This window comes from Streptomyces sp. SID10853 (genome assembly GCF_010548145.1).
GTDB lineage: Bacteria > Actinomycetota > Actinomycetes > Streptomycetales > Streptomycetaceae > Streptomyces.
In genome coordinates, this window is the sequence record NZ_JAAGLN010000045.1 from 1 (window position 1) to 14,509 (window position 14,509).

The window sequence follows — 14,509 nt, forward strand, 5'->3', positions numbered from 1 at the left end:
AGCGCGTCCACCGGGTCGTACGGCCCCAGCTCCCGCTCCTGCCGTACGCCCGCCGTGACCGTCCCCGCCCTGGCGATCCGGCTCTGGAAATCGGCCCCGGCGGCCCCCGCGGCGGTGGCGGCGGGCAGGGCGCGGGCCTCCGCCAGGTCCGCATCCGTCTCGGTGAGCGCACCGGTCAGCCGGACCTCCGCCTCGGCCGCCTCCCGGGCCATCCGGTCGACCGCGTCGATGAGCGTCGCCGCCTGGTCCACCGCGCTCTCCGCGGCCCTGATGTGCACCGCGGCCCGCGCGTGATCCCCGGTGTCCGCCTCCTGCCGGGCCCGGTTGAGGCCGTTCGTCGCGAAGAGGAGCCGGTCCCTGGCCTGTTCGACGTTCCCGGCGACCGGCGCCGATGCCGACTCCGCGTACCGCTCCCGCAGCGCGGCAAGCGTGGAAGCGGCAGCTCCGGTCCGCCCCGCGACCGTCCGGAAGGCGCTCTCCGCCGCTGCCAGCGCCTCTGGTGCGTCCCGTTCCAGGGCGCGCAGCCCGTCGAAGCCGGCCGACTCCTCGTCCAGCCGCCGCCCGGCCTCCGTACACCGCGCGATGATCTCCTCCAGCATGTGCCGCCTGGCGGTCCCGCCCTCGGGAGATGAGTCGTCGAGCTGCTGGCTGAGCCGGAACGCCGTCGCCAGCTCGCTCCTCGCATAGGTCAGCGCCGCCGCGTACGGTGCCGCGGCCCGCTCCCCGGAGCGCGCGGTGGCGAGGCCCAGTTCCTCCGTACTGGTGTGGACGGCGTCATCGGTCGCCACCAGCAGCTCCCCGGCCTCCGTGTCGAGCTGCGCCGTCGCGATCCGCTCGGTGCCCGCGCCGGTCCAGCCCTGCTGCTGTCCACTGCCCGCGGGGGTGGTCCTGGTCTCGGCGCGCCGCCTTCTGCGGGTGTACGCGTAGATCGCCAGGCTGCCGACCACGACCACCAGCGCGAGCGGCACCAGCAGGGCGCCGTCGCCCATGTCGACTCTTCTGCCGGGGCCGGACAGGTCGAGCGCGTGCGCCTGACCGTCCGCGTGCGCGGCCGGTACCGGCGCGACCAGCAGGAACACCGCGATGAACGCGGCGGCCCGAGCGGCGAGGCCGGCGGTGTGCGGCCGTGCGGGTGGCTCGTGCGGCGTCACATGGGGGAGCGTATGACCGTCCGGGGCACCCCGCGACCGCAGCTACGCTGTGGGGCTTACCCGTACTAGCTCGTGGGGGGCATGGGTGCGAGTGCGCCACTGGGACGCCCGGAACAGGACCGTCCGGAACCGGACCGTCCGCGACTGGACCGTCCGGATACGGCGCGCGGCGGCCGGCCTGCTGATCCGGATCGCACCGCACGACAGACCTGAGCGAAGTCCGGAGCGAGGCCCGGAGCGGAGCCCGGAGCGAGAGCCGACGCGAGGGCAGGGACGCAGACCGGCGCGCGGTCCGCTGCGCACCTGGCTCGGGCGGACCGCACTCGGAGCCGCCGTCCTCGTCCTCGTCCCCGTGCTCACCGCGGGCATCGCCCTGCGCGCCGACTACGCGGGCGACTACCGCGACGGCACCCGCACCCGCGGCCGTGACGCCCTCTGGCTCGGCCACGCCTGGGTCGACGGCCGCAAGAAGGACAGCGACGTGGACGCACTGGCGGCCCGGCTGCGGGGGACCGGCCTGCGGGACCTCTATGTGCACGCCGGGCCCCTGGAGGACGACGGGACCCTGCCGCCCGCCCGGTACGCCGGGGCCAAGTGGCTCATCGGCGCCGTGCACCGCGAGCTGCCCGGCGTACGCGTCCAGGCATGGCTCGGCGACCAGCTGGCCACCGAGAGCCCGGACGGACTCGACCTCACCCGGGCCGCCTCCCGCAGCGCCGTCGTCGGCTCCGCGCGCGCGGTCATCGACGCGGGCTTCGAGGGGACGCACTTCGACCTGGAGCCGCTGCACTCGGGCGACCGCGACTATCTGGCGCTGCTCGACCGGCTGCGCGCCCTCACCAGGGACCGGGGCGTCCTGCTGTCCGTGGCCTCCCACCAGATAGACCCGCTGCCCGCCCTGCACACCGTCGCGGGCGCGCTCAGCGGGCACCCCAAGTACTGGTCGCAGGCGTACTTCGGTGAGGTGGCCCGCCGGGTGGACCAGATCGCCGTCATGTCGTACGACACCGCGCTGCCGCTGCAGAGCCTGTACGGCGGTTATGTCGCGGAGCAGACCGCGCTGGCCATCGAAGTCACCCCGGAATCAACCGACTTGCTGATGGGGCTGCCCTTCTACCACGAGACGAAGCCCGGACACCTCGCGTCCGCCGAGACCGTCGCGGCGGCGGTGCGCGGGGTACGGCTCGGGCTCGGCAGGAAGGACCGCGACCGGGAGCACTTCGGGGTCGCGCTGTACGTCGACTTCGCCGCGACCGACGCCGACTGGACGGCGTACCGGAAGGGCTGGAGCTGAGGGACGGACACCTGCCGCCCGGAGAAACGGACACCTGCCGCCCGGAGAAGGGGAAGGGCGCGCGGACAGGGAGAGCCGGCGGAGGCAGGGCGAGAGCCGGCGCGGACCAGAAGAGCCGGTGGAGGCAGGGCGAGAGGCGGCGCGGACCGGAAGAGCCGGCGGAGGCAGGGCGAGAGGCGCCGGGGACTGGGCGAGAGGCGCCGGAGGCAGGGGAGAGAGCCGGCGGCGTCAGGACCGCCGGCTCTCCCGGTTCATGGTGCGCGCCAGGTCAGGCGGCGACGCGCGGCAGCTCACGGCTGCCGCCGAGCCCGCCCAGCCAGACCGCGGACGGCTTGGCGGTACGGGCGAAGGTCTCCGGGTCGACGGAGATCAGGCCGAACGTGGGCCGGTAGGAGCCCCACTCGTAGTTGTCCAGCGCGCTCCAGGCCAGATACCCGGCGACGTTCACCCCGTCCTCGATGGCCGCGCCCACCGCGCTGAGCGCCCCGGTGTAGTAGTCGATCCGGCGGGCGTCGTCGGCGGTCGCGATGCCGTTCTCGGTGACCACGAGCGGGATGTCACCCGCGATCTCCGCGGTGTGGCGCAGCGCGTGCCCGACGGCTGCGGGGTAGTACTCCCACTGCGTCAGGGTCCGCTCCGCGTCGTCCGGCGCCGGGACGGGACCGTCCTGGCCGATCATGGTCCGGGTGTAGGACTGCACGCCGATCCAGTCGTCGCCGCGTGCGGCCTCGATGAAGACGTCCTCGCGCGGGCGGCGGTAGGCGGCCGTGACGTCCTCGGCGCCGGGCAGCGCCTGGTAGACCTGGTTGGCGACGGTCCAGCCGGCCTGGATCTCCGGGTTGATGGCCTTGACCGCCCGCACGGCCGCGTGGTGGGCGGCGATGACCGCGTCCGTGGTGTCGGCGTCGGGCGTCGGCAGACCGGCCGGCGGGAAGCCGTCGTTGCCGGACTTGGCGAGCCCGGCCATCACGGCGATCATGTTCGGCTCGTTGATGGTGCAGACGTGGCGCACCCCCGTACCGATGACGGGCGCGGTGGCCGCCACGTACCGGGCGAAGAGACCGACGGCGCCGTCGGCGGTCCAGCCGCCGCGCTCCTCGAACCAGCGCGGCACGGTGAAGTGGTGCAGGGTCACCATCGGGCGCAGGCCGCGCGCGATCGCGCCCTCGACCATCCGCCGGTAGTGGGCGATCTCGGCCCGGGAGAAGTGGCCTTCGGCGGGCTCGATCCGGGCCCACTCGATGCTGAACCGGTAGTCGGTGAAGCCCAGTCCGGCGAGCAGATCCATGTCGTCGGACCAGCGGTGGTAGCTGTCGCACGCGTCCAGGCTCGGCTGCTCGACGTGCTCGGTGGCGCTGTGCTCCTTGGCCCACCAGTCGCTGTTGGTGTTGTTGCCCTCGATCTGGTGGGCGGCGGTGGAGGCCCCCCACAGGAAGCCCTCGGGGAACGGGGTCGGGGTGTGCGTCATCGCTCTGTCTCTCTTGTGCGTACGTGAGGGGGGTGGGGGAGCCGGCGTCGGCCGGGACGCGGCGGGTTACTTCATCCCGGCGGTCGCGATGCCCTGGGTGAAGTGCCGCTGGAGCACGGCGAAGACGAGCAGCACGGGCAGCACCACCAGGAGGGACCCGGCCATCAGCATGCCGTTGGAGCCCGCCGACTGGTTGGGGTCGGTGGCGAACGTCGCCAGGGCCACCGGCAGCGTGTACTTCCCGGGGTCGTTGGTCGCGATCAGCGGCCAGACGAAGTTGTTCCAGGAGCCCAGGAAGGTGATGATCGAAAGGGTCGCGAGGGCGGGCCTGACCAGCGGCATCACGATCCGCCAGAAGATGTACCACTCGCGGGCGCCGTCCATCCGGGCCGCTTCGAGCAGCTCGTCCGGGATCGACTGCATGAACTGACGCATCAGGAAGACCCCGAAGGCGCCGGCGGCGAAGGGCAGGACCAGACCCGCGTACGAGTCGATCAGATGCAGCTTGCTCATCAGCACGAAGAGCGGCAGCAGCATCAGATTGCCGGGCACCATGAGGGCGCCGAGTACCAGCGCGAAGACCTTGCTGCGCCCGGCGAACCGCAGCTTCGCCAGCGCGTAGCCGAGCATCGAGCAGAAGACCAGATTGCAGACGGTGACCAGCACCGCCACGATCACCGAGTTGAGGAAGTAGAGCGGCAGGTCCAGCTTGTCGAGCAGCTCGCTGAAGTGCGTCAGCGTCCAGGTGGTCGGGATCCAGACCGGCGGGCTCGCGCCCAGCTCCTTGTTGGTCTTGAAGGCGGAGAGCGCCATCCACAGGAAGGGCGCCGACATGACCAGCAGACCGGCCGAGAGCAGCACGTAGACGAACGGCTTCTTCAGGCGTGCGCCGCCTGTGGCACGGATGTCGCTCACTTGGTGTTGTCCTTCAGCAGTCGGAGCTGGAGCACCGTGATGCCCATGATCACAACGAAGAGGACATACGCCATCGCGCTCGCATAACCCATGTGGAAGAAGTTGAAGCCCTCGCGGTACATGTCCAGCGAGACCGTCAGGGTCGAGTCCGAAGGGCCGCCCTGGGTCATCACGAACGGCTCCTCGAACACATTGAGATAGCCGATGGTGGTGATCACGGTCGCGTACAGCATCGTGGGGCGCAGCAGCGGCACGGTGATCCGGCGGAACTCCTGCCACATCCCGGCGCCGTCCAGTTTCGCGGCCTCCCGCACATCGGCGGGGATCGCCTGGAGCCCGGCGATGAAGAGCACCATGACCGTACCGACGTTGCGCCAGACGGCCATCGCGATCAGCGAGGGCATCGCCAGCTTCTGGGACCCGAGGAAGTCCGGTGCGGTCAGGCCCACTTCGGAGAAGAGGCCCGAGATCAGACCGTCCGAGGGGTCGAGCACGAAGCGCCACACGACGGCGACGGCCACGATGCTGGTGACCACCGGCGCGTAGAAACCGATCCGGAAGAAGGTCCGTGCCCGGTCGATGCCGTTGTTGAGCAGGACGGCGACGGCGAGGCCCAGCACGATCGTCAGCGGCACCCCGATGACCACGAAGTACGCGGTGTTGAAGAGCGACGTGAGGAACTTGTCGTCGCTGAAGAGGTGCGTGTAGTTGTCGAAGCCGATGAACTTCGCGCTGAGCGGGTCGGTGACATTGCGCAGCCCGAAGTCGGTGAAGCTCATGACGAGCGTCGCGACGATCGGGAAGGCCATGAAGACGCCGAACAGGACGAGGAACGGGGTGGAGAACAGCCAGCCCGCCGCGTTCTGTACGCCCATGGCCCGCCGCCTGCCGCCCGGCCGCCGCCCCGACGGCCCGGCGGCCGGGGAGCCCGGCCGCGCGGCCCCCGGCCCCGCCTGCTTGCGGGCCGTCTCGCCGCCCGGACGGTCGTGGTGCTCATGTCGCCTACTTCACGAGACCTTCGATGTCGGAGTGGGCCTTCTTGGCGGCGTCCTCGGCGGACGCCTTGCCCTGGGTGACGGACTCGATGGCCGTGTCGACCTTCGAGGTGATCTCGGTCCACTTGGGCTGGACCGGCGACGACCGCGCGGTCTTCATCTGCTCGCCGTAGACCTTCAGGCTCGGGTCGGTGGCCAGCTCACCGGTCTGCCACGCCGAGGTGTTGGCGGGCAGGTCCTTGGACCGCTCGAACCAGTCGGCCTGGCCCTTGGCGCCCGTGAGGTACGAGATGAACTCCTTGGCCGCCGCCTTGTGGCCGCTGTCCTTGGAGATCGTCAGGCTGGAGCCGCCCGCCATCGAGACCGATGCCTTGTCGGCGGGGATCTTCGCCACGGCCCACTTGCCCTTGAGCTGCGGCTGGCCCTCGTCGATCATGCTGGTCTGCCAGGGGCCGCCGAAGAACATCGGCACCGAGCTGTTGCCGAAGTCCTTGATGACGTCGTAGCCGGGCTGGACGCTCTTCTTGATGAGGCCCTTGCTGAAGTACGAGCCGTACTCCTTGAAGGCCCGGACGGATGCGGGGCTGTCGATGACGATCTTGCCCTTGTCGTCGACGATGCCGCCGCCGGCCGAGTACAGGAACGGGTAGAAGCTCTGCACCGTGTCCAGGCCGCTCGGCTGGATGTAGAGACCCCACTTCGTGCCGGCCTTCTGCTGGTAGGCGGAGGCGAGTTGCTCCATTTCCTTCCAGGTGGCGGGGGCCTTGGTGATGCCGGCCTTCTTCGCGAGGTCGGTGCGGTAGTAGAGGACGCGGGTGTCGACGTACCACGGCACGCCGTACGCCGTGTCGTCGACGACGCCCTGCTTCCAGGAGGCGGGGAAGAAGTCGCCCTGCTTGAAGGTCTTGGTGTCCACCGGCTCCAGCACACCGAGGTCGGCGAACTCGCCCATGTAACTGCCGCCCATCTGCGCGATGTCCGGCATGGTGCCGGCGGCGGCAGCGGAGACCAGCTTCTGGTGGGCGACGTCCCAGCCGACCGGCGTGACCTTCACCGTGATGTTCGGGTGCGCCTTCTGGTACACCTTCGCGACGTCGGCGAGCTTCTCGCCCTCGGCGCCCATGGCCCAGACGGTGAGCGTCTGCTTCTTGTCGGCGGCGACGCTCCTGCCACCGGAACTGCCGCATGCGGCAAGTGTGAAGGCCGACGCGATGGCGACGGCGGCCGATGCGGTTCTGGCGGCGCGGTGCATGGACGGCTCCTCCTTGAGCTTCCCGATGTATGCGCTGTCTGTAAGCGCATACATAACTGTGTGGCACGGGCCTGGCGGGTGGCAAGGGGGGATCTGGTCACACTCGCGTAACGGGCGCGTCGGCCGGGGTGCTGCGCTTTAAGTAAGTTATGCCGGAACTTTGCCCATTAGAAGCAATAGTGACCGATTTCGCTTTTGGTGGGGGTGGGAGGTAGGGGGCTGGGGGAGCAGGGAGCAGGGGTGGGGGACAGGGGGGAGCGGGTGTGTCGAGGCCGTTAGGGTCGCGCGCATGGGTGCTCACTTCACGCACGACTTCTCCTTCGACCCGGCGTACGGCCACACCCTGGACGATCTGCGGCGCGTCGGGGTCCCGGCGGCGCCCGGGGACTTCGACGCGTTCTGGCGGTCCAGGTACGAGGCCGCCCTGCGGGTCGACCCGGCGCCGGAGACCGGCCGGCTGGAGGAGGAGCGGGACGGCGTACGGATCTTCGCCGTGACCTACACATCGGTCGGCGGCGTCCGGATCGGCGGGCGTCTGGTGCTGCCCGCCGAGGGGCCGGTGGAGCACGGCTTCGTTATCGGTCACGGGTACGGCGGACGTGATGCGGCGGGCCCCGACGTACCCCTGCCGCTGCCCCGGTCGGCCGCGCTGCTGCCCTGTGTGCGTGGCATGGGGGACCGGAGCCTGCTGCCCGGGATCCCGGCCACGGCCGACGGGCATGTGCTGTACGGGATCGGGTCGCGGGACACCTATGTCATCGGTGATTGCGTGGCGGACCTGTGGTGCGCGGCGTCCGCGCTGCTCGCGCTGGTGCCGGAGCTGGACCGCAGGGGCGGGCCGGGGTCTGGTCTTGTCTCCCGGCTCGGTCCCGGCCCCGGTCCCGGCCCTGGGTTTGTTCCCGGCCCTGGCCCTGCCCCCGGTCCCGGCCCCGGTCCCGGCCCCGGTCCCGGCTCTGGACTTGGTCCCGGCCCTGGCTCCGATCCCGGTCCCGGCCCTGGTCCTGCCCCCGATCCCGGCCTTGGCCCCGTCGCCGGTCCCCGGCTCGGGTATCTCGGGGAGAGTTTCGGCGGTGGGCTCGGGGCGCTCGCGCTGCCCTGGGACGCGCGGTTCGCGGCGGGGCAGCTGACGGTCCCGACGTTCGGTAACCACCCGCTGCGGCTGACGCTGCCGTGCGTGGGGAGCGGTGAGTCGGTCCGTACGTACCATCGTTCGCACCCCGAAGTCACCGACGTGCTGCGGTACTTCGACGCGGCGACCGCGGCCACGCGGATCCGGGTTCCGGTCCTGGTGGCGGCGGCCCGCTTCGACCCTTCGGTGCCGCCGCCGGGGCAGTTCGCGGTCGTCAACGGGCTTGCGGAGAAGGGGGAGCTGCGGGTCCTGTCGGCGGGACACTTCGAGCACCCGGGCACCGAGGCCGAGGCGCGGGAACTCACCCTGGCCAAGCAGGAGTTCTTCGCGAGGCAGGCGGTCTGAGGCGCCTGCCTGAGGCGCCTGCCTGAGAGGGGGCTGAGGAGGGGGCTGCCTGAGAGGGGTAAGGGCGCTGCCTGAGAGGAGGTGGCCTGAGGAGGGGGCTGAGAGGAGGGGGCCTGAGAGGGCTGCCCCGTTCCTCAGCCGGCCGGGGTCTCCGGGGATTCGCGCCCCGGGGAGTCGGGACCGGCCGGGCCGGAGACCTCCGCCGGGCCGCAGCCGCAGCTCTCGCGGTGGACCGGCGTCACCGGCAGCATCAGCGACATCGGCTCGTCGCTGTCCGCCCCGGTGAGCCGGCGCACCAGCCGTTCCACCGCTTCCTCGCCCATCCGCCGCATCGGCTGCCGCACCGTCGTGAGCGCGGGACGGACCAGTCTGCTGAGCGGGATCCCGTCGAAACCGGTCACCGCCACGTCCCCGGGCACCCGCACCCCGCGCCGCTCCAGGGCGTGCAGGGCCCCCGCCGCCATCTGGTCGTTGGCGAAGAGCATGGCCTGCGGCGGACCCGCACTGTCACGGTCGAGCAGGACACCGGCCGCCCGCGCGCCCTCCGCCTGCGTCATCATCGGGACCCGCAGATCGGGCTCTTCGGCCACCGGCAGACCGGCCGACCGGCACGCCTCCTGATAGCCGCGGAAGCGGGCCTCGGCGTCCGGCGAGTCCCGCTCGCCCGCGATGAAGGTGAGCCGCCGCAGCCCGTGGTCCTCGATGAGATGGTGCGTCAGCTGCCGCTGGCCGTCGGAGTTCGCGGCCTCGATGTGGTCCAGGTGGTCTATCTCGCGGGGTCCGGCGAGCATCACCACCGGCAGTCGCCGCGAGATGACCTCCAGGTCCTCGGTCGGCACGGTCCTGGCCAGGACGGCGAACCCGTCGACCCGCCCCGCCACCTTCGCGACCAGGCTTTCCGGGCCGCCCTTGAGCGAAGCGGCGATCAGCAGCGCGTACCCGTGCCGCCGCGCGGCCCGCTCCATGCCGCGGATGATCTGGTCGGAGTAGAGCATCGCGGCGTTGTCGTCGGTCTCGTCGTCCGCCCCGGTGTCGGTGTCCGGGTCGGCGTAGTCGGGGAAGCAGAGCCCCAGCACCCCGGTGGAGCGGCTGGCCAGGCCCCGGGCGTTCCCGCTCGGTACGTACCCCAGCTCGCGGGCCGCGGCGAGCACCCGCTCGCGGGTCTGGGCCCGCACCGAGTCCGGGTTGCGGTACACCCGGGACACGGTCGCGATGGAGACACCGGACCGCTCGGCGACGTCGTACACCGTAGGGGCTGTGCTCACCCGATCGACCGCCTGATCCTCGTCCCGGCACCGGCCCGCCCGGTGCCCCCGGCGCTGGGCGGACGCTCAGCGCCCGTGGTGCCTGTCCGCCGTCCGGGACGTCTCGTCCGGATCATGGAAAGGTCCCACGCATGAAAGCGCATTCACCCTAGGTGCGGACCCGGCGCCCGGGCAAGCCAGGACCTGCGGTCCCCGGGCAAGGACCTGCGGTCCCCGGGCCTGCCCGGCCGCAGGGACCGTACTCACTCACGAGGGACCGTACTCACTCGCGCTCGCTCGCTCGCTCACTCACTCACGAGGGGACCGTACTCACTCGCGGCGGCGTCCGATCTTGTTCCCCAGCCAGACCAGCGGGTCGTACTTCCGGTCCACGGCCCGCTCCTTCAGGGGGATCAGGGCGTTGTCGGTGATCTTGATGCCCTCCGGGCAGACATCCGTGCAGCACTTGGTGATGTTGCAGTAGCCGAGCCCATGCTCCTCCTGCGCGGTCCGCTTCCGGTCGAGTCCGGCGTCCGCCGCTGCGTCCAGTGGGTGCATGTCCAGTTCGGCGACCCGCATCAGGAACCGCGGGCCGGCGAAGGCCGCCTTGTTCTCCTCGTGGTCGCGCACCACGTGGCAGGTGTCCTGGCAGAGGAAGCACTCGATGCATTTGCGGAACTCCTGCGAACGTTCCACGTCCACCTGCTGCATCCGGTACTCGCCCGGCTTCACGCCCTCCGGTGGTACGAAAGCGGGCACCTCGCGGGCCTTCGCGTAGTTGAACGACACATCCGTCACCAGGTCCCGGACGACCGGGAACGCCCGCAGCGGGGTCACGGTGACCGTGTCCGTCCGCGCGAAGACGGACATCCGCGTCATACACATCAGCCGTGGCCGGCCGTTGACCTCGGCGCTGCACGAACCGCACTTGCCGGCCTTGCAGTTCCAGCGCACCGCCAGATCGGACGCCTGCGTCGCCTGGATGCGGTGGATGATGTCGAGGACCACCTCGCCGTCGTTCACCTCGACGGTGAAGTCCCGCAGCTCACCGCCGTCCGTGTCCCCGCGCCAGACCCTGAAGCGTGCTTCGTACGAACTCACTCGTACAACTCCTCTTCGGCGAGGTACTTGACCAGCTCTTCCCGCTCGAAAAGGGCGAGCAGGTCCTGACGGATCGGCACGGTCTGCTTGCGGACGAGTACGATCCGGCCCGCGTCCGGCTCCGCCGGGGACCGGCCGACGACCGCCTGGGCCTGACCGCCGGCCGCGGGACCGGCCAGCCGGCACAGCAGATTGATCCCGCGCCAGCTGTGCTCCATGGCGGGGAAGTCCTCGCGGGTGTGGCCGCCGCGGCTCTCGGTCCGTTCCAGCGCGGCGCGTGCGACGCACTCGCTGACCAGCAGCATGTTGCGGAGGTCCAGCGCGAGGTGCCAGCCCGGGTTGAACTGCCGGTGCCCCTCGACCCCGGCCCGCCTGGCACGTATCCGCAGCGCCGCCAGTCTCCCCAGGGCCTGCACCATCTCGGCCTCGCGGCGGATGATGCCGACCAGGTCGTTCATGGTCTGCTGGAGCTCCTGGTGGAGGGTGTACGGATTCTCCGCCGCAGCCACTGCCGCAGCCCCTGCCTCCGCCGCTGCCGTCGTGTCCGCGCCGCTCCCCGTGCCGGGGCTCTCGGCGCTGAAGGGCCGCAGCGCCTCGGCCGCCGCCGCGTCGATCCGGTCCTCGTCGACCTGTGGCCGTACGGGAAGCGAGGCCGAGTGGCGCGCGGCGTGGAGCCCGGCCCGGCGGCCGAAGACCAGCAGGTCGGAGAGGGAGTTGCCGCCGAGCCGGTTGGAGCCGTGCATGCCGCCCGCGACCTCGCCCGCCGCGTAGAGCCCCGGCACACCGAGTGCCGCCGCGGTCTCCGAGTCCACCGCGATCCCGCCCATCACGTAGTGGCAGGTCGGGCCGACCTCCATCGGCTCGGCGGTGATGTCGACATCGGCCAGCTCCCTGAACTGGTGGTACATCGAGGGCAGCCGGCGCTTGATGACCTCGGCGGGCATCCGCGTCGACACATCGAGGTAGACCCCGCCGTGCGGCGAGCCGCGGCCCGCCTTGACCTCGGAGTTGATCGCGCGGGCCACCTCGTCGCGCGGCAGCAGCTCGGGCGGCCTGCGGTTGCTGTCCGGGTCCTCGTACCAGCGGTCGCCCTCCTCCTCGGACTCCGCGTACTTCTCCTTGAAGACATCGGGGATGTAGTCGAACATGAACCGCTTGCCCTCGCTGTTGCGCAGCACCCCGCCGTCGCCGCGCACCGACTCGGTGACCAGCAGCCCCTTCACCGAGGGCGGCCAGATCATCCCGGTCGGGTGGAACTGCACGAACTCCATGTTCAGCAGGGGCGCGCCCGCGAGCAGCGCCAGTGCGTGGCCGTCGCCGGTGTACTCCCAGGAGTTCGACGTGACCTTGAACGACTTGCCGATACCGCCGGTGGCGAGGACCACGCTGGGCGCTTCCAGGACGAAGAACCGGCCCGACTCGCGCTGGTAGCAGAAGGTGCCCGCGACCCGTTCACCCGTGGGGGAGCCGCCGTCCGGCGCGGCCGTGGCGTCACCCGCGGCGTCACCCGCAGTGGATCCGCCGTCCGCCGCGCGCCCGTCCTCCGCCGCCGCGGGCCGGTCCTCCGCCGCCGCTGGCCCGTCCTCCGCCGCCGTGGTGAGGATCCGGGTCACCGTGCACTCCTGGAACACCTTCAACCGCGCCTCGGGGTCGCCGAATTCACGCGCGTCCTCCTGCTGGAGCGAGACGATCTTCTGCTGGAGGGTGCGGATCAGCTCAAGGCCCGTCCGGTCGCCGACATGGGCGAGGCGCGGATACTCATGGCCGCCGAAGTTGCGCTGGGAGATCTTGCCTTCCGGGGTGCGGTCGAAGAGCGCGCCCCAGGTCTCCAGCTCCCAGACCCGGTCGGGCGCCTCCTGGGCGTGCAGTTCGGCCATCCGCCACTGGTTGAGGAACTTCCCGCCGCGCAGGGTGTCGCGGAAGTGCACCTGCCAGTTGTCGCCCGAGTTCACATTGCCCATGGAGGCCGCGATCCCGCCCTCGGCCATGACCGTATGGGCCTTGCCGAAGAGCGACTTGCAGATCACGGCGGTCCTGGCGCCCTGTTCGCGGGCGGCGATGGCGGCGCGCAGCCCGGCGCCGCCCGCGCCGACGACCACGACGTCCCACTGCTGCCGGTCGAGCTGAGTCGTCATCCAAAAAACCTCATCTAGAAGAACCTCGGATCGTCGAAGACGCCGGAAGCGACGAGATAGACGTAGAAGTCGGCGACCGCGATGCTGATCAACGACGCCCAGGCGAGCTGCATATGATGGGCATTCAGTTTGCTGACCCCGCCCCAGAGCCGGTAGCGCACCGGGTGCCGCGAGAAGTGCTTGAGGCGTCCGCCCACGATGTGCCGGCAGGAGTGGCAGGAGGCGGTGTACGCCCAGATCAGTACGGCGTTGACGACGAAGACCACCGAGCCGAGGCCCATATGGCCCCAGTGGGCGTGCTCGTCGCGGAAGGTCAGCACCGTGTCGTACGTCAGGATCCCGGCGATGACCACGGCCGCGTAGAAGAAGTACCGGTGGATGTTCTGCATGATCAGCGGGAAACGGGTCTCGCCGCTGTACTTCTTGTGCGGCTCGGCCACCGCGCAGGCCGGCGGGGACGCCCAGAAGCCCCGGTAGTACGCCTTGCGGTAGTAGTAGCAGGTCAGCCGGAAGCCCAGCGGGAAGACCAGGATCAGGATGGCGGGGGAGATGCCCCACCAGCTGCCGAAGAGGTCCCAGTCGGGTCCGTGCCGCATGGGTACGCACTTCTCCGCCAGGCAGGGGGAGTAGAAGGGCGAGACGTAGGGCGCCGTGTAGTAGTCGGCGTTCGCGAAGGCCCGCCACGTCGAGTACACGACGAAGAGGAGCAGCCCGGCCGCGGTGGCGGCGGGCGAGAGCCACCAGCGGTCGGTCCGCAGATGGCGGGCCGCGATGGCGGCGCGCGAGGCGTCGTGTACGCCCGTGCCGGGGCCGGGCCGGGGTTCCGTGCCTGTTGCCAACGGGGACTCCACTTCGTCGGCCGATCCGGGATCAGGGGGCGTGCCGGTCGCGGGCGCCGATCCCCTCGTCGTCCACGTAGTCGCCCGTCGCGGATGAGGCGGCGGCCGACCAGAGCGTGGTGTCGTACGGGGCATCGGAGATGGTGACCAGATCGGGGCGGCCGGCCGCGGGGCCCGCGGCCGGTACGGCTTCGCGCAGCAGGGCGAGGCTCTCGCGCAGATGACCGGCGTCGGTACGGACCCGGCGGATCTCCAGGCCGCTGCCGAGCCGCTCCTCCAGCGGGCCGAGCGAGCGGACCAGCTCATCGAGACAGCGCTGGGCGGCGGTCACATCGTCTTGCAGGGGCATGACTTGCCTCACTTCCGCCGGTGCGGACGGCAAACGATCGCGCGTCGGAGAGTGTCGCGCGTCACATCACGCTTGTGAAGGGATACGGACGGATCCACCGGGAGCTGGGGGCGCACGCCCCGGTGGTGCATGTCCGTACGAGCGCCCCCATTGCTCCGCACGGGTGGGCTTCGGGCGGTGTCCCGCCGTGTCTCCCACGGGCGGTGCGGGGCCTCCCCTTCAGTGAAGGGGTCATAGGTGTGATCAACATGAAATGCCACCAAACCCGAAGATTCACGTTCATTCCCAGCAG

General features: G+C 70.9%; 11 protein-coding genes and 1 pseudogene. 2 read left to right on the forward strand and 10 right to left on the reverse strand.

Annotated features, from left to right (window positions below):
* Positions 1-1,151, reverse strand: a pseudogene (locus tag G3I19_RS11925) (TPM domain-containing protein); the annotation flags it as partial.
* Between the two features lie 295 nt (positions 1,152-1,446).
* Between G3I19_RS11925 and G3I19_RS11930 the strand changes: the two are divergent.
* Positions 1,447-2,445, forward strand: coding sequence for a hypothetical protein (locus tag G3I19_RS11930; protein ID WP_164263033.1), 999 nt, complete (start codon positions 1,447-1,449; stop codon positions 2,443-2,445).
* A 268-nt stretch (positions 2,446-2,713) separates the two neighbouring features.
* Here the strand turns inward: G3I19_RS11930 and G3I19_RS11935 are convergent, their stop codons facing one another.
* The 4 genes from G3I19_RS11935 to G3I19_RS11950 all read right to left on the reverse strand — a co-directional run bounded on the left by G3I19_RS11935 (position 2,714) and on the right by G3I19_RS11950 (position 7,075).
* Positions 2,714-3,913 (reverse strand): family 1 glycosylhydrolase, encoded by a 1,200-nt coding sequence (locus G3I19_RS11935; RefSeq protein WP_164262985.1) that lies wholly within the window; start codon positions 3,911-3,913, stop codon positions 2,714-2,716.
* A 66-nt stretch (positions 3,914-3,979) separates the two neighbouring features.
* Positions 3,980-4,828, reverse strand: coding sequence for a carbohydrate ABC transporter permease (locus G3I19_RS11940; protein WP_343235074.1), 849 nt, complete (start codon positions 4,826-4,828; stop codon positions 3,980-3,982).
* Complete coding sequence (locus tag G3I19_RS11945) at positions 4,825-5,703, reverse strand: sugar ABC transporter permease (protein WP_164262987.1); 879 nt, start codon at positions 5,701-5,703, stop codon at positions 4,825-4,827. The genes G3I19_RS11940 and G3I19_RS11945 overlap by 4 nt, the downstream gene beginning before the upstream one ends.
* Before the next feature lie 127 nt (positions 5,704-5,830).
* Positions 5,831-7,075, reverse strand: a complete 1,245-nt coding sequence (locus G3I19_RS11950) for a sugar ABC transporter substrate-binding protein (protein ID WP_164262989.1) — start codon at positions 7,073-7,075, stop codon at positions 5,831-5,833.
* 289 nt (positions 7,076-7,364) lie between these two features.
* On the opposite strand from G3I19_RS11950, the gene G3I19_RS37435 reads away from it, so the two are divergent.
* Positions 7,365-8,549: an acetylxylan esterase gene (locus G3I19_RS37435; RefSeq protein ID WP_239074191.1), complete on the forward strand. Its 1,185-nt coding sequence runs from the start codon at positions 7,365-7,367 to the stop codon at positions 8,547-8,549.
* Between the two features lie 134 nt (positions 8,550-8,683).
* Here the strand turns inward: G3I19_RS37435 and G3I19_RS11965 are convergent, their stop codons facing one another.
* The 5 genes from G3I19_RS11965 to G3I19_RS11985 all read right to left on the reverse strand — a co-directional run bounded on the left by G3I19_RS11965 (position 8,684) and on the right by G3I19_RS11985 (position 14,217).
* Positions 8,684-9,796, reverse strand: coding sequence for a LacI family DNA-binding transcriptional regulator (locus tag G3I19_RS11965; protein WP_164263037.1), 1,113 nt, complete (start codon positions 9,794-9,796; stop codon positions 8,684-8,686).
* A gap of 327 nt (positions 9,797-10,123) precedes the next feature.
* Entirely contained in the window at positions 10,124-10,894 is a 771-nt protein-coding gene (locus G3I19_RS11970; RefSeq protein WP_164262991.1) for a succinate dehydrogenase/fumarate reductase iron-sulfur subunit, read from the reverse strand.
* Complete coding sequence (locus G3I19_RS11975; protein ID WP_164262993.1) at positions 10,891-13,029, reverse strand: fumarate reductase/succinate dehydrogenase flavoprotein subunit; 2,139 nt, start codon at positions 13,027-13,029, stop codon at positions 10,891-10,893. Before G3I19_RS11975 ends, G3I19_RS11970 begins: the two co-directional genes overlap by 4 nt.
* Positions 13,030-13,043: 14 nt before the next feature.
* Entirely contained in the window at positions 13,044-13,868 is an 825-nt protein-coding gene (locus G3I19_RS11980) for a hypothetical protein (RefSeq protein WP_164262995.1), read from the reverse strand.
* Between the two features lie 31 nt (positions 13,869-13,899).
* Entirely contained in the window at positions 13,900-14,217 is a 318-nt protein-coding gene (locus G3I19_RS11985) for a hypothetical protein (RefSeq protein ID WP_164262997.1), read from the reverse strand.
* Positions 14,218-14,509 lie beyond the last annotated feature (292 nt).

Coding starts and splice junctions, on each gene's coding strand:
- G3I19_RS11935 (WP_164262985.1), bottom strand. CDS start 3,913: ATGACGCACACCCCGACCCCGTTCCCCGAGGGCTTCCTGTGGGGGGCC.
- G3I19_RS11945 (WP_164262987.1), bottom strand. CDS start 5,703: ATGGGCGTACAGAACGCGGCGGGCTGGCTGTTCTCCACCCCGTTCCTC.
- G3I19_RS11950 (WP_164262989.1), bottom strand. CDS start 7,075: ATGCACCGCGCCGCCAGAACCGCATCGGCCGCCGTCGCCATCGCGTCG.
- G3I19_RS37435 (WP_239074191.1), top strand. CDS start 7,365: ATGGGTGCTCACTTCACGCACGACTTCTCCTTCGACCCGGCGTACGGC.
- G3I19_RS11975 (WP_164262993.1), bottom strand. CDS start 13,029: ATGACGACTCAGCTCGACCGGCAGCAGTGGGACGTCGTGGTCGTCGGC.
- G3I19_RS11985 (WP_164262997.1), bottom strand. CDS start 14,217: ATGCCCCTGCAAGACGATGTGACCGCCGCCCAGCGCTGTCTCGATGAG.